Source organism: Mesorhizobium sp. U510 (assembly GCF_059180695.1).
On the sequence record NZ_CP180532.1, the window covers coordinates 3632891 to 3653018 of the forward strand.

Annotated in this window: 22 protein-coding genes; 13 read left to right on the forward strand and 9 right to left on the reverse strand. The window is 62.9% G+C overall.

The annotated features are described in order from the left end of the window. Positions 1–172 precede the first annotated feature (172 nt). From ACLGL5_RS18960 to ACLGL5_RS18970, 3 genes are read left to right on the forward strand one after another with little or no spacing between them, the layout of a single operon-like run. Positions 173–1279, forward strand: a complete 1107-nt coding sequence (locus ACLGL5_RS18960) for a peptidase C39 family protein (protein ID WP_038645656.1) — start codon at positions 173–175, stop codon at positions 1277–1279. Continuing rightward, positions 1276–2739, forward strand: coding sequence for a RimK family ATP-grasp domain-containing protein (locus ACLGL5_RS18965; protein ID WP_069091775.1), 1464 nt, complete (start codon positions 1276–1278; stop codon positions 2737–2739). The genes ACLGL5_RS18960 and ACLGL5_RS18965 overlap by 4 nt, the downstream gene beginning before the upstream one ends. 21 nt (positions 2740–2760) lie before the next feature. Then, on the forward strand, positions 2761–3033 hold the full coding sequence (locus ACLGL5_RS18970) for a DUF3303 domain-containing protein (protein ID WP_019857211.1): 273 nt from the start codon (positions 2761–2763) through the stop codon (positions 3031–3033). An 18-nt stretch (positions 3034–3051) separates the two neighbouring features. Here the strand turns inward: ACLGL5_RS18970 and ACLGL5_RS18975 are convergent, their stop codons facing one another. Continuing rightward, entirely contained in the window at positions 3052–3969 is a 918-nt protein-coding gene (locus ACLGL5_RS18975; protein WP_069093368.1) for a LysR substrate-binding domain-containing protein, read from the reverse strand. A gap of 113 nt (positions 3970–4082) precedes the next feature. Here ACLGL5_RS18975 and ACLGL5_RS18980 point away from each other — a divergent pair, with 113 nt between their 5' ends. Beyond that, entirely contained in the window at positions 4083–4973 is an 891-nt protein-coding gene (locus tag ACLGL5_RS18980; protein ID WP_069091776.1) for a fatty acid desaturase family protein, read from the forward strand. 16 nt (positions 4974–4989) lie between these two features. Here the strand turns inward: ACLGL5_RS18980 and ACLGL5_RS18985 are convergent, their stop codons facing one another. The 3 genes from ACLGL5_RS18985 to ygfZ all read right to left on the reverse strand — a co-directional run bounded on the left by ACLGL5_RS18985 (position 4990) and on the right by ygfZ (position 8692). Continuing rightward, on the reverse strand, positions 4990–7131 hold the full coding sequence (locus ACLGL5_RS18985; RefSeq protein WP_069093369.1) for a putative bifunctional diguanylate cyclase/phosphodiesterase: 2142 nt from the start codon (positions 7129–7131) through the stop codon (positions 4990–4992). A gap of 65 nt (positions 7132–7196) precedes the next feature. Beyond that, positions 7197–7832, reverse strand: a complete 636-nt coding sequence (locus ACLGL5_RS18990) for a YfbR-like 5'-deoxynucleotidase (RefSeq protein ID WP_069091777.1) — start codon at positions 7830–7832, stop codon at positions 7197–7199. Continuing rightward, a complete protein-coding gene (gene ygfZ, locus ACLGL5_RS18995) occupies positions 7832–8692 on the reverse strand; it encodes a CAF17-like 4Fe-4S cluster assembly/insertion protein YgfZ (RefSeq protein ID WP_069091778.1) in 861 nt (286 codons plus the stop codon). The genes ACLGL5_RS18990 and ygfZ overlap by 1 nt, the downstream gene beginning before the upstream one ends. Before the next feature lie 75 nt (positions 8693–8767). Between ygfZ and ACLGL5_RS19000 the strand changes: the two genes are divergently transcribed. Further along, a complete protein-coding gene (locus tag ACLGL5_RS19000) occupies positions 8768–10099 on the forward strand; it encodes a dihydroorotase (protein WP_027046667.1) in 1332 nt (443 codons plus the stop codon). A 34-nt stretch (positions 10100–10133) separates the two neighbouring features. Here ACLGL5_RS19000 and ACLGL5_RS19005 read toward each other — a convergent pair whose 3' ends face one another. From ACLGL5_RS19005 to ACLGL5_RS19020, 4 genes are all read right to left on the reverse strand, one after another. Beyond that, the gene (locus ACLGL5_RS19005) at positions 10134–10925 is read right to left on the reverse strand and encodes a hypothetical protein (RefSeq protein WP_069091779.1); all 792 of its coding nucleotides are present in this window, start codon (positions 10923–10925) and stop codon (positions 10134–10136) included. 71 nt (positions 10926–10996) lie between these two features. Then, complete coding sequence (locus ACLGL5_RS19010) at positions 10997–11254, reverse strand: hypothetical protein (RefSeq protein WP_008874920.1); 258 nt, start codon at positions 11252–11254, stop codon at positions 10997–10999. A gap of 350 nt (positions 11255–11604) precedes the next feature. Further along, positions 11605–11982, reverse strand: coding sequence for a TIGR02301 family protein (locus tag ACLGL5_RS19015; protein WP_019857219.1), 378 nt, complete (start codon positions 11980–11982; stop codon positions 11605–11607). A 72-nt stretch (positions 11983–12054) separates the two neighbouring features. Beyond that, positions 12055–12480 (reverse strand): NUDIX hydrolase, encoded by a 426-nt coding sequence (locus ACLGL5_RS19020; protein WP_019857220.1) that lies wholly within the window; start codon positions 12478–12480, stop codon positions 12055–12057. A 126-nt stretch (positions 12481–12606) separates the two neighbouring features. Here ACLGL5_RS19020 and ACLGL5_RS19025 point away from each other — a divergent pair, with 126 nt between their 5' ends. Continuing rightward, positions 12607–13368 (forward strand): SOS response-associated peptidase, encoded by a 762-nt coding sequence (locus tag ACLGL5_RS19025; protein ID WP_069091780.1) that lies wholly within the window; start codon positions 12607–12609, stop codon positions 13366–13368. A gap of 71 nt (positions 13369–13439) precedes the next feature. Here the strand turns inward: ACLGL5_RS19025 and ACLGL5_RS19030 are convergent, their stop codons facing one another. Beyond that, the gene (locus tag ACLGL5_RS19030; protein ID WP_019857222.1) at positions 13440–13595 is read right to left on the reverse strand and encodes a hypothetical protein; all 156 of its coding nucleotides are present in this window, start codon (positions 13593–13595) and stop codon (positions 13440–13442) included. 417 nt (positions 13596–14012) lie between these two features. Between ACLGL5_RS19030 and cysS the strand changes: the two genes are divergently transcribed. The 7 genes from cysS (at position 14013) to cimA (ending at position 20051) form a co-directional block, all read left to right on the forward strand. Further along, entirely contained in the window at positions 14013–15446 is a 1434-nt protein-coding gene (gene cysS, locus ACLGL5_RS19035; RefSeq protein ID WP_069091781.1) for a cysteine--tRNA ligase, read from the forward strand. Between the two features lie 280 nt (positions 15447–15726). Next, positions 15727–16134: an endonuclease domain-containing protein gene (locus ACLGL5_RS19040; protein WP_038645666.1), complete on the forward strand. Its 408-nt coding sequence runs from the start codon at positions 15727–15729 to the stop codon at positions 16132–16134. After that, on the forward strand, positions 16131–16517 hold the full coding sequence (locus ACLGL5_RS19045; RefSeq protein ID WP_038645668.1) for a VOC family protein: 387 nt from the start codon (positions 16131–16133) through the stop codon (positions 16515–16517). Before ACLGL5_RS19040 ends, ACLGL5_RS19045 begins: the two co-directional genes overlap by 4 nt. A 3-nt stretch (positions 16518–16520) precedes the next feature. Further along, a complete protein-coding gene (locus ACLGL5_RS19050; protein ID WP_019857226.1) occupies positions 16521–17012 on the forward strand; it encodes a GFA family protein in 492 nt (163 codons plus the stop codon). After that, a complete protein-coding gene (locus ACLGL5_RS19055; protein WP_027046669.1) occupies positions 17009–17485 on the forward strand; it encodes a GFA family protein in 477 nt (158 codons plus the stop codon). The genes ACLGL5_RS19050 and ACLGL5_RS19055 overlap by 4 nt, the downstream gene beginning before the upstream one ends. Beyond that, complete coding sequence (pip, locus tag ACLGL5_RS19060) at positions 17482–18432, forward strand: prolyl aminopeptidase (protein WP_019857228.1); 951 nt, start codon at positions 17482–17484, stop codon at positions 18430–18432. The genes ACLGL5_RS19055 and pip overlap by 4 nt, the downstream gene beginning before the upstream one ends. Then, the gene (gene cimA / locus ACLGL5_RS19065; protein ID WP_171903275.1) at positions 18429–20051 is read left to right on the forward strand and encodes a citramalate synthase; all 1623 of its coding nucleotides are present in this window, start codon (positions 18429–18431) and stop codon (positions 20049–20051) included. The genes pip and cimA overlap by 4 nt, the downstream gene beginning before the upstream one ends. The last annotated feature ends 77 nt before the right edge of the window (positions 20052–20128 follow it).

The window sequence follows — 20128 nt, forward strand, 5'->3', positions numbered from 1 at the left end:
AACAGGGATCCTGCTCAAAGCCCGCGAGCTTCCTTGCCGCCGCCGAAACTGTCACAATTCGGCCCTAATCAAGGAGCGATAGCGCTTGATGAATACTGGCGCTTCGGCCGGTGTTTGCGACGCTTTTGATCGGGGCCGTTTCCGCAACGCAATCGAGGTTTTCTCAAGTCGCATGCCTGCCGAGATCCGTACGGCCCGCGCGTCTGACGTCGATGATCTCGCCGCCATCGAGAAAGCCGTTTTTTCGAGCGATCGCATTTCCCGTCGATCCTTTCGCCTTTTCATCGAGCGCGAGACCGCTGAGACGCTGGTCGCCGAGCTCGACGGCCGCGTCGCCGGCTACGCGATCGTGCTGTTCCGCAAGGGCAGTGGGGTGGCGCGGCTCTATTCCATAGCCGTCGGTCCATTTTTCGGCGCGCTTGGCATCGGGCGCCAGCTTTTGACTGCGGCGGAGGAAGCGGCCTTCGGGCACGATCGCATGATGCTGCGTCTCGAAGTGCGCGAGGACAACGACCGCGCCATCCGCATCTACGAGCGGGCCGGCTACCGCAAGATTGGCCGCGAGCCTGGCTATTACGAGGACGGCGCGACCGCGCTTCGTTATGAGAAAACCCTGCGCGGCGACCTTCCGGTCGCCACAAGGGTGCCGTTCTACCAGCAGACCTGCGAGTTCACCTGCGGCCCATGCTGCCTGATGATGGCCATGGCCAATTTCGACCGCGACTTCGTGCCCGATCCGGTGATGGAAATCCGCCTCTGGCGCGAGGCCACGACCGTCTTCATGATGTCGGGGCCGGGCGGCTGCGAACCATTCGGCCTGGCTGTCTCGGGTTATGAAAGCGGGCTCGCGGCGGAGATCTTTGTTTCCTTCTACGGCGCGCTGTTTCTGCAATCGGTGCGCAGCGAGGACAAGCGCCGCGTGATGGAACTGGCCCAGGTCGACTTTCGCCGCCGCGCGGAACTTTACGGCATCCCGGTGAATTACCGCTCCTTCACCATCGATGACATCAGAACCGCGATATCAGAGGGAAAACTGGTGCTGGTGCTGATCAGCGGTTTCCTGATGTTCGGCAAGAAGGTGCCGCACTGGGTGCTGGCCATCGGCGACGATGGCGATCATATTCTTATCCACGATCCCTGGGTCGAGGACGAAAGGCAGGAAACCATCCTTGATGCCGCCAACATTCCCGTGCCCTACGGCATCTTCATGAACATGGCGCAGTTCGGCCGCGACGGACTGCGTGCCGCCATCACTCTGGGGAAGCGCGACACACAATGACCTGGGTCATCCTTACCGGCCGGCAGAGCGATCTCGACCAGGTGGCGACACCGCATAAGATCATCACCAATCGCGACTATCTCGCGCATCCGTCGCTGTTCCGCGGCCAGCGGCCGAAGGTCATCAACCTGTCCAACAATTACGGCTACCAGAGCCGCGGCTACTATGCCTCGCTGCTGGCGAGTTCGCGCGGCCACAAGGTCATTCCGACCGTTGAGACGATGATCGACCTGTCCGAACGCAAGCTCTACGAACATGCGCTGCCGGAACTGGAACTGGCGCTCAACAAATGCCGCAAGGATCTCGGCGGCGCCTTTCCAGCCAAGGTGTGCATCTTTTTCGGCATCGGCCCGTCGAAAGTCTGGGACCGCTTCGCCAAGCTGTTGTTCGACTGGTTCCGGGCGCCGGCGCTCGAGGTTCACATCAAGGACAGTGCCGAATGGGCTTCGATCCGCAAGATCGGCTTCCATCCGTTGGCGCGTATGACCGAGGACGAGGAAAAAAGCTTCATCCAGTGCCTGGAGACCTACACCAACCGTGAATGGCGCGACACCAAGGGGCGCACGCCGGCGCGCTACACCTTCGCCACGCTGGTCGATCCGCACGAGGAACTGCCGCCGTCGGAAATCTCGTCGCTGCGCTACTGGGCCAAGATCGCCGAAAAGATGGGCGTCGAAATCGAGCCTATCACCAGGAAGGATCTTGCCAAGCTCGCGAACTACGATGCGCTGTTCATCCGCGAGACCACTTCGATCTCCAACCACACCTATCGTTTCGCCCGCCGCGCCCAGCAGGAAGGCATGCCCGTCATCGACGATCCGCTGTCGATGATCCGCTGCACCAACAAGGTCTATCTCAACGAGCTGATGGCCTACAACAAGGTACCGGTGCCGCCGACCGTGATGATCGCCGGCACCTCCGACTTCGAAGTGGCCGCGCAGACGCTGGGCTTCCCGCTCGTGCTGAAGATCCCGGATTCGTCCTTCTCGCGCGGCGTCAAGAAATGCGAGAATCTTGAGGAACTGACACGGCTTGCGACCGAGTGGCTGGAGGATTCCGACCTCCTCATCGCGCAGAAATTCATTCCGACCGAATATGACTGGCGCGTCGGCGTGCTCGGCGGCCAGCCGCTGTTTGCCGTGCACTATCTGATGGCCAAGAAGCACTGGCAGATCGTCAACCACAAGGCCAATGGCAAGCCCGACCAAGGTGGCATCAAGACCTTCACGCTGAAGGAGACGCCGGCCCATGTCGTCGAGACGGCGGTCAAGGCGGCGCGCTGCATCGGCGACGGCCTCTATGGCGTCGACCTCAAGGAGACCAAGGACGGCGTCTTCGTCATCGAGGTCAACGACAACCCCAATCTCGACCATGGCTGGGAGGATTCCGGCGAAAAGGACGAGGTCTGGGTGCGGCTGACGCAGTGGTTCCTGGAGCGGCTCGACCGGCCGGGGCGGTAACAAGTCCACCAAGGGGAAAACATGCAGTTCATCGTGATCGAGGATTTCACCGGCTGCGACCGCAAGGATATCTACCGCCGTTTCCGCGATCGGGGCCGCCTGAAGCCGGAGGAGCTTGTCGTTCACCACAGTTGGATCGCCGCGGACATGAGCCGCTGCTTCCTGCTGGTGGAGACGGACGACGTCACGCTGCTGCAACGCTGGGTGATCGAATGGGCCGATCTGGTCGAGTTCGAGATCATTCCGGTGGCGACGAGCAAGGAAATGGTGGCGGCCTTGAGCGGTCACCTGTGACCACGCGAGCCCGACGGGTCAACGCAGCGCCGGCGAGCCCACGGCGCGACGGCATTCCTCGATCAGCCAATCGCGGAATGCCGCCACGACAGCGCGCCTGGCGCTGCGCTCGGGAATGGTCAGGCAATAGGGCTGGCGCAGTGCGATCGCCCTGGCGGCGGGCCGAACCAGCCTGCCGTCCTCCACCGCCTCGGCACAATAGACCCCTTGCGCCAGTGCCACACCCAGCCCCGAAATGGCGAGGTCGAGGGCGGCGCGCGACGAGTTGGCCGACAGGCCCCGCTGCGCCGCCCGGCCAGGTTGGACACCTTCAGCCTCGAACCAGTTGCGCCAGGACGGAAACGAGGCGCCGGTTGGTCCCCAGTCGGTGTGGATCAGCGACAGCCCGGCGAGCGGACCGGCGTCCGCCTTGATCGCGCTGGCAAGCCTCGGTGCGCAGACCGGATAGACGGCGTCCCGGGTGATGTCCTCGGTCGGGTGCTCGCGATAATGCGGACCGTAGGAGAGCCTGATGTCGATCAGTTCGCGGTCGAACGGCACCGGGTCGTCGTCGCCGCGCAGCGAGATGTCGGCGGCGCCGTGGCTTGCGACGAAGCCCGACAGACGCTGCGAAAGCCAGCCCATCGCCATGGAAGGCGGCACCGACACCACCAGGCGCGGGCGGAAGGCATCGCCGCCCAATTCGCGCGAGACACTGCCGATTTCGTGGAAGGCCATGGTCAACCGAGGCAGCATCTCCACGCCGGCCTCGGTGAGCACAACCTTGCGGTTGACCCGATGAAACAGCTTGCGCCCCATCTGTTCCTCGACGGTGCGGATAAGCTGGCTGACGGCGGCCGCCGAGACCGAAAGCTCTTCCGCCGCCGCAGCAAAACTGCCCGTACGCGCCGCGGCCTCGAAGGCCTGAAGTCCTTTGAGCGATGGAGATGTGACCATGATCGCCATATAGATAAGATGAACTTATCCAAATCGCAGGAATCGTCGTTTTTGGAAAGCTTTTTCACCAACTAGAGTGGGTCTTATCAAATCGCCAGCCTGGATCGAAATCGATGGACCATCGCGACATCATCGCGTCACTTACCCCGGAGGAGCGTAGTCGCCTGACCGCCAAGTCCAATGCTGTGGGTCTCGTTCAGCTCGGCGCCCATTGGGGAGCGATAGTGATCATTGGATCGCTGATCGCCGCGAAAGTGCCATTCTGGCCGCTGCTGATGCTGCCGCAAGGCATCCTGATCGTCTTCCTGTTCACGCTGCTGCACGAGACGGTTCATCGCACGGCCTTCGACACGCAGTGGCTGAACGATGCCGTGGCGCGGGTGTGCAGCCTGGCGCTGGCGCTGCCGGCCGACTGGTTCCGTTATTTCCATTTCGCCCATCACCGCTTCACGCAGGACCCCGAAAACGATCCGGAGCTGGCGTTTCCCAAGCCGGAAACGCTGCGGCAGTACCTCGTGCATGTTTCCGGCATCCCGCTGTGGTGGGGCCATCTCAAGACGCTCCACGCCAATGCGGTTGGCGGCAGCCAGGAAAGCTATGTGCCGCCGAAAGGCCGACCCAAGGTGCGGGCCGAAGCGCGCACCATGATTGCCTTCTATGCCGTCGTCCTTCTGCTCGCCGTTTATTTCCGGCTCTCCGTACTTCTTTATGTCTGGATCATTCCCGCACTGTTGGGTCAGCCCTTTCTGCGCCTCTATCTGCTCGCCGAGCACGGCCGCTGTCCGTTCGTGGCCAACATGCTGGAGAATACGCGAACCACGCTGACCAACTGGGTGGTGCGCAAGCTGGCCTGGAACATGCCGTTCCATGCCGAGCATCACGCCTATCCCGGCGTGCCGTTTCATCAATTGCCGCAGTTTCATGCGCTGATCGAGCGGCATCTGAAGGTGGTCGAGCCGGGCTATGTCAGCTTCCACGAGAAATACGTGGAAACGCTGATCTGACCTTGCGCCTACGCTATCAGCCGGTCTGGCTGCGTAGCGCACGCGCCTTCAACAGACGCTGGATGTCCGCCGCCTTCGAGGGGATACCGATCAGATAGCCTTGCGCCTCTTCACAGCCATTGTCGCGCAGCATGTCGAGTTGCGCCTCGGTCTCGACGCCCTCGGCGGTGACGACAATGCCAAGCTCGTTGCCGAGCCCGATAATGGTGCGGACGATCGCCGCCGTGTCGCGATTGCTCATGTCGCGGATGAAGGAGCGGTCGATCTTGATCTTGTCGACCGGGAAACGCCTGAGATAACCGAGCGAGGAATAGCCGGTGCCGAAATCATCCAGCGCGATGCGGATGCCGAGATCGCGCAATTGGCGCAGCGTCTTCAGCACGGTTTTGCTCTCGTCCATCAACACGGTTTCTGTGATTTCCAGCTCCAGCTGTCCGGCCGGCACGCCTGAAAAGGCCAGGGCCGAGATGACACTGCGGGCAAACCCGCCGCTTTTGAGCTGCACGGCCGAGACATTGACCGCGATGCGCAAGCCGGGCGGCCAGCTGGCCGCCGCCGCGCAGGCCTTCCTCAGCGCCCATTCGCCGAGCGGCACGATCAGGCCGGTCTCTTCGGCGACGGGAATGAACGCGTCCGGCGCGACGGTGCCGCGCGCCGGGGAATGCCAGCGCATCAAGGCCTCCGCGCCGATGATCTCGCCGGAGGCGATGTTCATGATGGGCTGGAAATCGAGATCGAACTCCTGACGCGGCTGTGCGGCCTCGAGGTCGACCTCGAGAGCCCGCCGGGCCTGCACTATGGCGTCCATCGCGGGCTCGAAGAAGCGATAGAGGTTTCTCCCTTCGCTCTTGGCCCGATAGAGCGCCGTATCGGCGTTTTTCAGCAGCGTGTCGGCGTCCCTGCCATCTTCAGGGAAAACAGCGATACCCAGGCTGATGCCGATGTGCATATCCCGGCTCTTGTCGCGAAACGGTTTTGCGATGGCCTCGGCGATGCGCTTCGCCAGTTTTTCAGCATCGGCGACGCCCCTTGAGTTGAACTGCATGACGACGAACTCGTCGCCGCCGAAGCGGGCGACGACGTCAGTCTCATTGCGCAGGCAACGCTGCAGCCTTTCGGCGACGCTTTTCAAGAGCCAGTCGCCGGCGGGATGTCCCCAGGTGTCGTTGATCGCCTTGAAGCGGTCGAGATCGAGCGAGAAGATCGCCAACGGCGGTGCCGCCGCATCCTCCAGCGCCTGGTCGAGCCGCTCGCGAAACATCGAGCGGTTGGGCAGTCCGGTCAGCGTGTCGTGATGCGCAAGATGGATCATGCGCTCTTCGGTGCGTCGACGTTCGGTGACGTCGTCGAAGGTCACCACCCAGCCGCCGCCGCTCATCGGCTGGCGCGTGACCAGGACCGTCCTGCCGTCGGTTAGATAACGATAGGCCGAGTGCATTTTTGCCGCCGCCAGGCAGGCCTCGGTCTTGGCGACTTCGCTGTCGACGTCGATCTTCTGGTAGATGCTGAGTTCCAGCAGTTTTTCGAGCGCGTCGCGATGCGTCGTCCCGAGCGGAAAGTCCCCCGCGGTGACGTTGTAGAGCTCCAGAAAACGCCGGTTGCGTACGATCATCCTGCCGTCGGCGTCGTACATCAGCAGGCCTTGCGACATGTTGGCGAGTGCCGCGTCGAAACGGCGATGCTGCTCCTTGAGGTCCTGCTCGGCGCGCCGCTGTTCGGTGATGTCCTCGTAGATCGAGACCCAACCGCCCACGGCCAGCGGGCGGTGCGAGATGTTTATGATGCGACCGTCCGACAGCGTCTCTTCGTAGGTCGAGGGTTTCGCCTGGTCGATGTAGGGTTTGCGGATGGCATAGAGCTCGTCGGCGCTTTGCGAGGCGATGCCGATGTCGACGCTGTGGCGCAGAATGTCGATGAAGCGGATGCCTGGTCGTACCAGCTTGGCGTCGAGGCAGAAGATGTTGAGGTAGTTGCCGTTGCAGATGATCATGCGTTCGTCGGCATCGAACATGCACAGCCCGTGCGACATGTTCTCGACAGCGGCTGAAAAGCGTTCGTTCTGTTCGCGCAGCTCGTCTTCCATGCGGCGAGAGCGCTCCACGCCTTCGGGCGCCCGTTTCGGGACGATCGAACCATCCTTGACGTCCACGACGGGCATGAGGCGCGCCTGCGGTGCGTGATCGAACACCACACTGTTGCCGTTTCCGGTTAATTTAGCGTTCTCTACCCTACCGCCGACGTTGCAACTGGATGCCGCGACTTCTCAAGCGCCGAAAACCGCCTCAGGAAGGCATCTTGCGCCCAGGTCACCGAGCGTGGTGTGAAATCGAAGCGCTCGGCGGAGAAACCGCGCGGACGGCCGAAGAATTCGGTCGCCTCGGCGGTCGAGAAGCCGGCCAGCAGCGTTGCCTCGAAATAGGCGGCGATCTGGTCGGCGCGTTTGATGTCCCTGCGCAGTGCCGCGGCCGGTTCGGGAGGCAGCGAAAAGCGCTGATGGATGGCGCGCTGCAGGCGCAATTCGCAGTCCTTGTAGCTGCCGCCCATCACCGACTTGAACGGCGAGATCATGTCGCCGATGACATATTCAGGCGCATCGTGCAGCAGCGCGGCGAGCCGGTCGGTGGCAGAAGCCTGAGGCACCAGATCATTGAACAGGGCTTCGACCAGCAGCGAATGCTGGGCGACCGAAAACGCATGCTCGCCGCTGGTCTGGCCGTTCCAGCGGGCGACGCGGGCGAGCCCATGGGCAATGTCGGAAATCTCGATGTCGAGCGGCGAGGGGTCGAGCAGGTCGAGCCGGCGGCCGGACAGCATGCGCTGCCAGGCGCGCGGCGGCGCACCGGTGCGGTCCGCCGCCATCAGGCTTCCTCCGCGCTGACGGTTTCCTGCGGAAAACTGAATGTGGCCCAGGCGGGAATGGCGAGCTTCACCGGAACATCGCCGGCCAGGATCGGCTGGCCGGCGTCCAGCGCCGCCTTGACCCTGTCGATGCGGGCAATGGCAAGCCCGATGTCGCCGGCGCTCGAGCCGAGCGTGCCGACCGGCCGGCCCTCGACCGTGAGTTCGGTGCCGGAGGCGGGCAGGGCAAGCCCAGCCTGCACGATCAGCACACGTCGCCTGGCGGTGCCGCGATGCTGCATGCGCGAGACCACTTCCTGGCCGACATAGCAGCCCTTCCTGAAGCCGACGCCGCCGGTCTCGTCGAGAAGCACGTCATGCGGGAAGGCGTCGCTCAACGCATAGTCGGCACCGCTCTCCGCGATGCCGTGGGCGATGCGGAAGGCCTTCCATGCGGCGATGTCGCCGGCATCCGCAATGCCGGCATAGGTGCGTGTGACGCTTTCCCTGGCAAAGCGCCTGTCGGCAAACGCGGTTGAATCATTTTCTGAGGCGGTTGACTCTTTTCCCCAGGCAACAGCGACAAGCGACTGTTCCGACTTGGCAATCTCGACCTTGGCGCGAAGCTTGTAGAGCATCAGCCGGCGCACGAAATCATCTGCAATGTCGGCTCGGCATTCCAGCCGGAAGGCGTTTTCGCCGGCACGCGAGATCAGGAAGTCGAACAGGATCTTGCCTTGCGGCGTCAACAGCGCGCCCGGCTTGGCTTCGCCGGCGCCGAGCGTATCGAGATCGGTGGTCAGGATGTTTTGCAGAAAGTGCTCGGCATCCTGGCCGGAGACGGAGATGAGCGCGCGGTCTTTCAGCAGGGCAAAGGGCATGGGGAGGATAAAAGCCTGATCTTGCAAAACGGTTGGCCATTACGTAAGCCGCTGACACTCCCCCCGCAAGAGAGCATGGCCATGACCTACGACCTCATCCTGACAGGCGGCACAGTGGTCAACCATGATGGCGAGGGGGCACGTGACGTTGGCGTGAAGAACGGACGCATCGCCGCAATAGGCGATCTCCGCCAGGCCTCGGCCGGCGAGACGATCGACTGTCGCGGCCTGCACATCCTGCCGGGCGTCATCGACAGTCAGGTGCATTTTCGCGAGCCGGGACTGGAGCACAAGGAAGATCTGGAAACCGGCTCGCGGGCGGCGGTGCTTGGCGGCGTCACCGCCGTGTTCGAGATGCCCAACACCAACCCGTTGACCACCAGCGAGGCAACGCTGGCCGACAAGGTTCGGCGAGGCAGCCACCGTATGCATTGCGATTTCGCGTTCTGGGTCGGCGGTACCCGCGACAACGCCAGGGATGTCGGCGAGCTCGAGCGGCTGCCGGGCGCCGCGGGAATAAAGGTTTTCATGGGTTCGTCCACCGGCGACCTGCTGGTCGAGGACGACGAAGGCGTCGCCTCGATCCTGCGGAACACTCGCCGCCGTGCCGCCTTTCATTCGGAGGACGAGTTCCGGCTGCGCGAGCGCCTTGGCGAACGCATCGAGGGCGACCCGTCATCGCATCCGGTCTGGCGCGACGAGACCGCCGCCTTGCGTTGCACCGAACGGCTGGTGCGCATCGCGCGCGACGTTCGCGCCCGCATCCATGTCCTGCACATCTCTACCGCCGAAGAGATCTTGTTCCTCGAACAGCACAAGGACGTCGCGACCTGCGAGGCGACGCCGCATCATCTGACGCTCAGCGCCGACGACTATCTCAGGCTCGGCACACTGATCCAGATGAACCCACCCGTGCGTGACTCCCGCCACCGCGATGGCGTCTGGCACGGCATCGCGCAAGGCATCGTCGACGTGCTCGGCTCCGACCACGCACCGCACACGCTGGCCGAAAAGGCAAAACCCTATCCAGCCTCGCCCTCGGGCATGACCGGCGTGCAGACGCTGGTGCCGATCATGCTCGACCACGTCAACGCGGGCCGGCTGACCTTGCAGCGGTTCGTCGACCTGTCCAGCCACGGCCCGCAGCGCATTTTCGGCATGGCCAGAAAAGGCCGCATCGCCGCCGGCTACGACGCCGACTTCACGGTTGTCGATATGAAGCGGCGCGAGACCATCACCAATGCGCAGGCCGGCTCCAAGGCGGGCTGGACGCCCTATGACGGCAAGGAAGTCACCGGCTGGCCGGTCGGCACCGTCATTCGCGGCCGCCGCGTTATGTGGGAAGGCGAAATCGTCACACCGGGCCAGGGCAGGGCGGTGGAGTTTTCCGAGGCCCTTGTCGTCTGAGCTTCCCTATCCCCTACAAGCAGGAGCAAGCCGCTCAGTCCCCGGCGACGAAAAATGTCCATTGCCCGGCAGGCGTGATGCCGACGCGATAGAAGATATAAGCGCCGAACTGCTTCATGTCGTCGAAATCGCCGGCGGTGACGATCTTGAACAGCTCGACCCGCTGCTTGGCGTCGAGCTTGTCCAGCGGCAGCGCGAAGAAATACGGCCAGACATAGAGTTCCTGCGCTGTTCCGGCGTCGACATGGACATAGCCGGCGCTGAGCACTTCCTCCAGTATGGCCAGGATCTCCTGGCCGTCAGGGTCGCCGGACAGCCCTTTGAGGAAGGCAATGGCGTCGCCGTCGATGTCGGCCAGTGACAGCTGGGTCATGGTGTCGCCCTTGCCGATCAGGGGCCGGAGCTTTTCGATGTCGCCGCTCTTGCAGGCCTCGATGATCAGATCATGCATGCGCCGCACGGGCTCGGGCAGCTTGCCAAGGTCGTATACGACTTCAGGCAAGGGCGCCTCGGGATCGACACGCGGCCTGTTGCTGCCGCCATCCGCTGGACTGTCGGGCTCTGCCGCGTCCGGAGCGGCAGGCTGCTGGCCGGTCGAAGGCGGCGTTCCCACCGGGTCGGGCATGGGAATCGCGCCGCCGGGCGACGAGACGTCATCATCCGCTGACGGGGTGACAGGTGAGGGAAGGTCTTCGCGTTGGATCTCGCTCAGCGCATAGGCCGGGCTGCTTGCCAGGCACGTCACAAAGGCAATCGCGGCACAGCAAGCGGCGAGACGGATGTAGAGGACCAAGCCCTTCGGCCCGCCTGACATCGGAAAATTCACTGCCCGTATCTCCTTGGCTCCCGGGCATGATGCCCAAACGGCACTCGATCGTCAAAGAACCGGATGTCGGTTCAGTGCCGCAGCCGCTCGGGTTCGAAGGCGCCAGCAATCACCTTTTCACGCATGCGGTCGAGCAGGGCAAGGGCCGATGTCTCGCCGTTGGCGCGCAGCATTTCACCGAACGCGGTCTCAAGCGCCGCCTCGGCAATGATCTCGGGCTCGATGCCGGCCGAAAGGCCCTCGGCCCAGGCTTCGCTGTGGCTTTCCACCGCCGTCAGGCGTTTTTCTTCCCTGACCAGCGCATCGATGTCGTTGACACCATGTTCCATAGCGATGTCCACCCTTTCAAGCTGCGATCCATCAGTGCGGATCAGGCTTGATCTGTTCCGTTTACACGCAGCCCTAAGTAAGTATCTGTAAATACGACATTTTTTTGATCGTCTTTACAGCAGACGGCTGTGTTTGGCGAAGCTGCGTTTCAACCCGGATCAAACTTAGCCGATTAGGCCTGCCTGCGGGGTGAAAACCTTCAGTTTGAGTTAATTTCGCATTCTTGCGGTAACGTTTGATTAACGCTGTTGCAGAAGTGCAACATCAGGATTGCACCAAGACACAGACCGCTACAAGCCAGATTTGTCTGATAGGACCGGCGACGGCTCGGATATCTGTTGATGGACGCCTAATTGCCATAGCGCGAGGCGATATCGCGCGACAGCGTCTCGCCTTCCTTCATGTAACGGCTGATGGCTTCCGTGGCTGAAGCGGTGCACTGCGTATAGGTGCCGCCGAAGGAACGATAGCCGCGATTGAAGCTGGCGATGAAGCGGGCGCGACGCTCCGGATCCGGATTTTCCGATTCGAGCAGTTTTTCCATTTCGCCACGCCACTGGTCGCCCTTCTCGCCGCACAGATTGCGCAGGAAATGCAGCGACCCCAGCACCTCCGCCAACCGCATCAGCCCCGGCTCGAACGGCGACTCGACGCTGAACGCCGGCCGCACGGCCACGGCCGTACTGACGGCAAGGCATAAAGCGACAAGAAAACGAGCACGGCTCATAAGTCTATGTGACCAAACAATTTGTCGCCTGCAAGGCGTTTCCGGCCCGGCGGTTGGGGAATTCAGCGGCTTTCAGGGGGAACCAGCAAGTCGGCCAAGCAGATCTTCCGCCACCGCGAACACCGAGCCGGCAAGCGGCAGCGCCGCCATCTCGCGGAGTGTGTAGAAGGCTGCTGTCTCGGCATCGTCGCTCGCCACGGCCTCGCCGCCGGCATAGGCGGCGCCGAAGACCGTGAGGCGGTAATCGACCGGGTGAGAATCGTCCCTGCCGTCGATATGAATTACCCGAAGCGGGCGAAAACCGGTGGCACGCAAACCGGTCTCTTCGTGCAACTCGCGCTTGGCGGCATCCTCCAGCGTCTCGCCGGCCTCGGCCTTGCCGCCGGGAAAGGCATAGAGACCCTGCGAAGGTTGCCGCGCCCGCTTGACCAAGAGCACGGTGTCGCCACGCACCACGGCTACCGAGACCGCCGGCAGTATCTTTCGTGTATCGCTCATGGCTTCCCAACCGTTCGACCGCCGCAGCCCGCTGTGGACGGGTCAGCGCCGGACAGCTTTAGCGGTTGCAGTGCGGCTGTTCCATCGCCACTTTCTGGAACCATTCGAAGGCAGGAGCAATCGATCATGTGCGGACGTTTTGCCTTGGCCGCCACACCGAATCACACCGCCGCCTTTCTCGGCCTGGCCGAGCTGGAGGATTTCCCGGCGCGCTACAACATCGCGCCGACGCAACCCGTGCTGATGGCGACCGCCGGCGCGCCGCGTGCACCGGGCTCCAATTTGCCGGATCGGCAACCGATGCTGGTGCGCTGGGGCCTCATTCCCACCTGGGTCAAGGACACAAGGGAGTTTCCGCTGCTGTTCAACGCGCGCTCGGAAGGCGCAATCGAAAAGGCCTCGTTCAAGGCCGCCATGCGTCATCGCCGCGCGCTGGTGCCGGCGTCTGGCTTCTACGAATGGCGGCAGAGCGGGGGCAAGAAGGGGCAACCCTACTGGATCCGGCCCAGGCATGGCGGCCTGGTCGCCTTTGCCGGCCTGATCGAGACCTATGCCGAGCCTGGGGGCTCGGAAATGGACACCGGCGCCATCCTGACGGTCAATGCCAATGCCGACATCGCTCATATCCACGACCGGATGCCGGTGGTGATCGATCCCGGGGATTTCGCCCGCTGGCTGGATTGCCGCACGTTGGAGCCGCGCGATGTTGCCGACCTGCTGCGGCCGGCGCAGCCCGATTTCTTCGAGGCTATCCCTGTCTCCGACCTCGTCAACAAGGTCGCCAACACCGGCCCGGAGATTCAGCAGAGGGGCGAGGTCGGGCCGGAGCCCGAGAAGACCAGGCGCCAGAAGCCTGGCGCGGACGACAGTCAGATGACGTTGTTCTAAGGGATACCGCTATTTCGAGGCGTATGTGAGCGCCTCATGCCCGGCGCCTTTGGCGCCGGCCGCACACTCCTTCAGGCAGCGCGGGGTGATACGATCTTCGGCGCCGGCTTCTTTTTCTTCGCGGTATGAAGAAGGGCGGCGACGATCGCGGCCGGGCCGATGGCGCGATAGTGGCTGGCCAGCGCCGGTTGCTTGGCGCGGTTGGCTTCCTGCTTGCTTCGAGGCATGTTTCTCTTCCCAGGTAACGTTTTCGTGTTCGCGTTTGACCGTTGAATCCGACCAAATCGTGACGTTTGGTGATCTAGCCGGCGAATGTTTCATGACTGTGCCGACATGTTTAATAAAATGTTTCACTGCCTGATTCCGCGTGATCGGGCGACGCGTTTGCCAATCTTTACGGCGTTTTTCTTGGAAGCAGCGGCTTGACGGCAACACTGACCAAGGCGATAAAGCCGCCCATGAAAACGTCTTTCGCCATTTGTGGCATTTGCATTATTGGCTAGCCTCGCGCTGGTCCGGACGTTTTCGCCTCATCTTTCCCCAGATTGGACAAACGCCCCGGCCAGCAGGCTGGAGTCTGATTTGCGCCTCGGCGCGGGACTGGCTCCATCCAGATAAAAAGTTCTGAACCGGGAAGGCATGGAATGTCCGACGCATCGCAGGGCCTGCGCCTCTACAACACGCTGACGCGAACGAAAGAGAATTTCGTTCCGATCGATGCGCTCAACGTGCGCATGTATGTCTGCGGCCCGACCGTCTACGACTTCGCCCATATCGGCAATGCCAGGCCGGTCATCGTCTTCGACGTGCTGTTTCGCCTGCTGCGCTATCTCTATGGCGAGGCGCATGTCACCTATGTGCGCAACATCACCGACGTCGACGACAAGATCAACGCGCGTGCACTGCGCGATTTCGGCAGCGAGATATCGGCCGGAAAGCTGTCGCTCAACGAAGCCATCCGGCGGGTGACCGAAAAGACCGCCGACCAGTTCCACAGGGATGTCGCCACGCTTGGCTGCCTGGAGCCAACGGTCGAACCGCGCGCCACCGAATTCGTCGAGCCCCGCGCCGATGGCAAGGCCGACATGATCACCTTGATTCAAAGCCTGATCAAACGCGGCCATGCCTATGTCGCGGCAGGTGAAGTTCTGTTCGACACGGCGTCGATGCCGGACTACGGCCAACTGTCGAAGCGCAATCTCGACGAACAGCAGGCCGGCGCCCGCGTCGCCGTCGATGCGCACAAGAAGAACCCCGGCGATTTCGTGCTGTGGAAGCTGTCCTCACCGGAAGAGCCGGGCTGGCAGAGCCCATGGGGCAGGGGTCGGCCCGGCTGGCACATCGAATGCTCGGCGATGTCGGCGGCTTATCTCGGCGAGGTGTTCGACATCCATGGCGGCGGCCTCGATCTCATCTTCCCGCATCATGAGAACGAAATCGCCCAGTCGCGCTGCGCCCACGGCACGTCAGTCATGGCCAATGTCTGGATGCACAACGGCTTCCTGCAGGTCGAGGGGCAGAAGATGTCGAAGAGCCTCGGCAATTTCTACTCGATCCACGAACTGCTGGAGACGGAGACCTTCGGCGGCCGCAGCTGGTCGGGCGAGGTGCTGCGGCTGGCGATGCTGATGACGCACTACCGCGAGCCGATCGACTTCTCCGTGCGCAAGCTGGAGGAGGCGGAGAACACGCTACGCAAATGGAAACGCGCCGCGGATCTGGCGCCTGCGGCCGGGCAGTTGCCGGTGGAGGTCATCAGTGCCTTGTCGGACGATCTCGCCACCTATGCCGCCTTCCAGGTGCTGACGCAGTTGGCCAGCGAGGCCGCGGAAGGCAACGAAGCCGCCGCCGCTCTGAAGGCGTCACTGCTGTTCCTCGGCTTCGATGTCGCCTCGGCAAAGGTCGACGAGGACAAGATTGCCAAGGCAATCGCCAATCGCCTCGCTCTCATCGCCGCCAAGAACTGGGCCGAAGCCGACCGCATCCGCGACGAGCTTTTGGCGCAGGGTGTACAGTTGAAGGACGGCAAGGATCCGGCCACCGGCGAACGTGTGACGACTTGGGAGGTCAAGCGGTGAGGGTAGCGCCAAGCACCTTTGCAAGTTTGGCGGAGGCGCCGGTGACAGCCGATCTCCCCCCTTGCGGGGGAGATGTCCGGCAGGACAGAGGGGGGTGTGAAGGAACGCCAAGGTTTCCGTTTGTCCCCCCTTATTCCAATCACTTCTTGAGAAGGCAGCGGTCGCAAGCTGACAGGCCGGCGGGACAGCACCCCCCTCTGCCCTGCCGGGCATCTCCCCCGCAAGGGGGGAGATCAGCCCTCGTGGCCGATTTCGCTAGTTGCCGGCGAAGGAGTGTTTGATGGGGCACGACCTCGTTCCATCCCGTCAGCGAAGAAACGCCAAATCCATGCGTCGCGTCATGACCGATGCAGAGTTGAAACTCTGGAACGAGTTACGTGCTCACCGGCTGATGGAGATGAGCTTTCGGCGGCAAGTGCCGATTGGGCCCTATATCGTGGACTTTGCGTGTTCGGCTCATCGCCTCATTGTCGAGGTCGATGGCAGCCAGCATGCTGACGCGGAACATCTCCAGTACGACGAGGCGCGAAGCGTCTATCTGAAGGCCAGCGGCTGGACCATCCTGCGTTTCTGGAACGACGACGTCATTCGCGATATCGACAATGTCTGCCAGCACATCGTGATCGAGGCCGGTTTGGCCGGTGCCGAAGTGCCAGCACGTGAGCCAGCAAGGGAGGCATTTCCATGATCGACCATCTCGGCATCGATGTTGCCGACTTCGAGGCTTCGAAGGCTTTCTTCGACAAGGCGATGGCGCCGCTTGGCGCTTCGCTGCTCTATATGGTGCCGCTGGAATACACCGGCGGTGCCAAGGTCGGTGGCTATGGCCGTGATCGGCCCGTGTTCTGGCTGCAGGAAGGCAAGGGTGGTCAAAAGGCCCATCAACACGTTGCCTTCACCGCGCGCAGTCGCGCCGAGGTCGATGCCTTCCATGCCGCGGCCCTGGCAGCCGGCGGCAAGGACAATGGCGCGCCGGGCCTGCGCCCGCACTATCATCCGAACTATTATGGCGCCTTCGTCTTCGACCCCGACGGCAACAATGTCGAGGCCGTCTGCCATGAGCCGGAGTGAGCCATGAGCCTTGACAACCGGCCGGTCTACACAGGCGGCTGCCAATGCGGCGCGGTGCGCTTCCGCGTCGAAGGCACGCTTGGCGACGCCTCGATCTGCCACTGCCGCATGTGCCAGAAGGCGAGCGGCAATTTCTACCTGCCGTTGGTCTCGGTGCGCGGCGCCAGGGTTGACTGGACGCGCGGCGAGCCCAAGCGCTTTCGTTCCTCCAATGCTGCCTGGCGCGGCTTCTGCGCCGAATGCGGCACGCCGCTGACCTTCGAGGCGCCCGACGGCATGGCGCTGGCGATCGCCGCCTTCGACGATCCGGCTGACATCGCGCCGACCATCCAGTGGGGCACCGAGGCAAAACTGCCTTATGTGGATTCGATCCCGCAACTGCCGGGCGAGGATACGATGGCGGACATGGGTTCGGCTCCCTATCTCGCCGAGCTTGTGTCCTATCAGCATCCCGATCACGACACCGACCAATGGCCGCCGGAGGAAAGACCATGACCGAGACTGTCCGAACCGGCGGTTGCCAGTGCGGCGCCGTGCGCTTCCGCGTCAAGGGGGCGCTTGGGCGCCCGTCCATCTGCCATTGCCGCATGTGCCAGAAACAGTTCGGCTCGTTCTTCGGCGCGCTGGTGACGGCGCCCAGGGACGGTATCGAATGGACCCATGAGGAACCGAGCTATTTCCAGTCTTCGGTCAACATCGATCGCGGCTTCTGCGCCCGTTGCGGCACGCCGCTGACCTACCGCCAGCCCGGCGGGCTGGAGATCGCCATCGGCGCCTTCGACGACCGCTCGGACCTGGCGCCGCAAATTCAGGTCAATTACGCGTCCCGGCTGCCCTGGGTGGAAAAAATCTTCGAGGCGCCGGTTCATGACGATCCCGACTTTTACGCAAGGCAGGAGCAGATCATCTCCTTCCAGCATCCCGATCACGAAACGGCCAACTGGCCGCAACAGGGCCTGAAACTATGAGCTTGCGCACCCTCTACCCGGAGATCGAACCGTTCGACAGCGGCATGCTCGATGTCGGCGATGGCCATGAGGTCTATTGGGAGCGTTCCGGCACCAAGGGCGCCAAACCGGCCGTGTTCCTGCATGGCGGACCTGGCGGCACCATCTCGCCCAAACACCGGCGGCTGTTCGACCCAAAACTCTACGACGTCATCCTGTTCGATCAGCGCGGCTGCGGAAAGTCGACGCCGAACGCCTCGCTGGAGGCCAACACCACATGGCATCTCGTCGCCGACATCGAGCGACTGCGCGAAATGGCCGGCTTCGACACATGGCTGGTGTTCGGCGGCTCCTGGGGCTCGACGCTGGCGCTCGCCTATGCCGAGACGCATCCCGATCGTGTCAGCGAACTCGTGGTGCGCGGCATTTACACGCTGACCCGCGCCGAGCTCGAATGGTACTATCAGTTCGGCGTCTCCGAGATGTTTCCCGACAAGTGGGAGCGTTTCGTGGCGCCGATCCCCGAGGCTGAGCGCGGCGACATGATGGCCGCCTACCGCAAGCGGCTGGTCGGCTCGGACCGCAAGGCGCAGCTGGAAGCAGCCCGCGCGTGGAGCCTGTGGGAAGGCGAAACCATCACGCTGCTGCCCGAGCCGGAAACCAGCGACAAGTTTGGCGAGGACGACTATGCCATCGCCTTCGCCCGCATCGAGAACCATTATTTCGTCCATGCCGGCTGGCTCGACGAGGGGCAGCTGCTGCGCGATGCCTGGAAGCTCAAGGATATCCCCGGCACCATCGTCCATGGCCGTTACGACATGCCGTGTCCGGCGCGTTATGCCTGGGCGCTGCACAAGGTCTGGCCGAAGGCCGACTTCCACCTGATCGAGGGCGCCGGCCATGCCTATTCGGAGCCTGGCATCCTCGATCGGCTGATCCGCGCGACGGACAAATTTGCAGGCAAATGACCATGACCCGCGAGCGTCTCTATCTCTTCGACACCACATTGCGCGATGGCCAGCAGACGCCGGGCATCGACTTTTCCGTCGAGGACAAGATCGCGATTGCAAAACTGCTCGACGATTTCGGCATGGACTATGTCGAGGGCGGCTATCCTGGCGCCAATCCGACCGACACGGCGTTCTTTCAGCAGAAACGCACGGCAAGCGCCAAATTCGTTGCCTTCGGCATGACCAAGCGGGCAGGGGTGTCGGCATCCAACGACCCCGGCCTTGCAGCGCTTGTGCAATCGAAATCCGACGCCATCTGCTTCGTCGCCAAGAGCTGGGACTATCATGTCCGCGTAGCGCTCGGCTGCACCAACGAGGAGAATTTGGAGTCGATCAAGACTTCGGTCGAAACCGCTGTGGCTTCGGGCAAGGAGGCGATGGTCGATTGCGAGCACTTCTTCGACGGCTTCAAGGCCAATCCGGACTATGCGCTGGCCTGCGCCAGGACGGCCTACGATGCCGGCGCACGCTGGGTGGTGTTGTGCGACACCAATGGCGGCACGCAGCCTTCGGAAGTGCGTACCATCGTCGCCAAGGTCATCGCATCAGGCATTCCCGGTGATCATCTGGGCATCCACGCCCATGACGACACGGGCCAGGCGGTCGCCAATTCGCTGGCCGCGGTCGAGGCCGGTGTGCGCCAGATCCAGGGCACGCTGAATGGCATAGGCGAGCGCTGCGGCAACGCCAATCTGATCTCGATCGTGCCGACGCTGGCGCTGAAGCCGGCCTTCGCGGATCGCTTTGTATCAGGCATTTCGGCCGAAGCGCTGACCGGGATTTCGCGTCTGTCGCGTGCATTCGATGAATTGCTGAACCGCGCGCCGGAAGCCCAGGCGCCCTATGTCGGCGCCTCGGCTTTCGCCACCAAGGCCGGCATCCATGCCTCCGCCCTGGCCAAAGAACCGGCGACCTATGAGCATGTGCCGCCCGAATCCGTCGGCAACCGCCGCCGCGTCATGGTCTCCGACCAGGGCGGCAAGGCCAATTTCCTCGCCGAGCTGAAGCGGCGCGGCATCGAGGTGCCCAGGGACGATCACCGGCTCGACGCGCTGATATCAGTCGTCAAGGAGCGTGAGGCCGAGGGCTACGCCTATGAGGGCGCCGACGCATCCTTCGAGCTCCTGGCGCGCAAGATGCTGCACGGCCTGCCGGAGTTCTTCAATGTCACCTCATTCCGCTGCATGGTCGAGCGCCGCTTCGACGCCAATGGCCAGCTGAAGACGGTCTCCGAGGCGATCGTGAAGGTCGAGGTCGACGGCGAGGAGAAGATGTCGGTGGCGGAAGGCCATGGTCCGGTCAACGCGCTCGACATCGCGCTGCGCAAGGATCTCGGCAAATATCAGAGCGAGATCGTCGACCTCGAACTCGCCGACTTCAAGGTGCGTATCCTCAATGGCGGCACCGAGGCCATCACCCGTGTCCTGATCGAATCGCATGATGGCACCGGCGCGCGCTGGTGGACCGTCGGGGTTTCCGAAAACATCATCGACGCCTCTTTCCAGGCGCTGATGGATTCGATCATCTACAAGCTGATGAAGAACCGCGAGATGGCCGGACTTGTTGCTGCCGAATAAGGTTGAACCATCAGCGGAAGTCCATTGATCCATCAGAACTTTGTGATGGTCTTGCCAAGGTTACTGGGCCATAGGGT

Coding starts and splice junctions, on each gene's coding strand:
- ACLGL5_RS18980 (WP_069091776.1), top strand. CDS start 4,083: ATGGACCATCGCGACATCATCGCGTCACTTACCCCGGAGGAGCGTAGT.
- ACLGL5_RS19010 (WP_008874920.1), bottom strand. CDS start 11,254: ATGGAACATGGTGTCAACGACATCGATGCGCTGGTCAGGGAAGAAAAA.
- cysS (WP_069091781.1), top strand. CDS start 14,013: ATGTCCGACGCATCGCAGGGCCTGCGCCTCTACAACACGCTGACGCGA.
- ACLGL5_RS19040 (WP_038645666.1), top strand. CDS start 15,727: ATGGGGCACGACCTCGTTCCATCCCGTCAGCGAAGAAACGCCAAATCC.
- ACLGL5_RS18960 (WP_038645656.1), top strand. CDS start 173: ATGCCTGCCGAGATCCGTACGGCCCGCGCGTCTGACGTCGATGATCTC.
- ACLGL5_RS18975 (WP_069093368.1), bottom strand. CDS start 3,969: ATGGTCACATCTCCATCGCTCAAAGGACTTCAGGCCTTCGAGGCCGCG.
- ACLGL5_RS18990 (WP_069091777.1), bottom strand. CDS start 7,832: ATGGCGGCGGACCGCACCGGTGCGCCGCCGCGCGCCTGGCAGCGCATG.
- ACLGL5_RS18985 (WP_069093369.1), bottom strand. CDS start 7,131: ATGCCCGTCGTGGACGTCAAGGATGGTTCGATCGTCCCGAAACGGGCG.
- ACLGL5_RS19015 (WP_019857219.1), bottom strand. CDS start 11,982: ATGAGCCGTGCTCGTTTTCTTGTCGCTTTATGCCTTGCCGTCAGTACG.
- ygfZ (WP_069091778.1), bottom strand. CDS start 8,692: ATGCCCTTTGCCCTGCTGAAAGACCGCGCGCTCATCTCCGTCTCCGGC.
- ACLGL5_RS19055 (WP_027046669.1), top strand. CDS start 17,009: ATGACCGAGACTGTCCGAACCGGCGGTTGCCAGTGCGGCGCCGTGCGC.
- ACLGL5_RS19050 (WP_019857226.1), top strand. CDS start 16,521: ATGAGCCTTGACAACCGGCCGGTCTACACAGGCGGCTGCCAATGCGGC.
- cimA (WP_171903275.1), top strand. CDS start 18,429: ATGACCATGACCCGCGAGCGTCTCTATCTCTTCGACACCACATTGCGC.
- ACLGL5_RS19020 (WP_019857220.1), bottom strand. CDS start 12,480: ATGAGCGATACACGAAAGATACTGCCGGCGGTCTCGGTAGCCGTGGTG.
- pip (WP_019857228.1), top strand. CDS start 17,482: ATGAGCTTGCGCACCCTCTACCCGGAGATCGAACCGTTCGACAGCGGC.
- ACLGL5_RS19025 (WP_069091780.1), top strand. CDS start 12,607: ATGTGCGGACGTTTTGCCTTGGCCGCCACACCGAATCACACCGCCGCC.
- ACLGL5_RS18970 (WP_019857211.1), top strand. CDS start 2,761: ATGCAGTTCATCGTGATCGAGGATTTCACCGGCTGCGACCGCAAGGAT.
- ACLGL5_RS19030 (WP_019857222.1), bottom strand. CDS start 13,595: ATGCCTCGAAGCAAGCAGGAAGCCAACCGCGCCAAGCAACCGGCGCTG.
- ACLGL5_RS19000 (WP_027046667.1), top strand. CDS start 8,768: ATGGCCATGACCTACGACCTCATCCTGACAGGCGGCACAGTGGTCAAC.
- ACLGL5_RS19045 (WP_038645668.1), top strand. CDS start 16,131: ATGATCGACCATCTCGGCATCGATGTTGCCGACTTCGAGGCTTCGAAG.
- ACLGL5_RS18965 (WP_069091775.1), top strand. CDS start 1,276: ATGACCTGGGTCATCCTTACCGGCCGGCAGAGCGATCTCGACCAGGTG.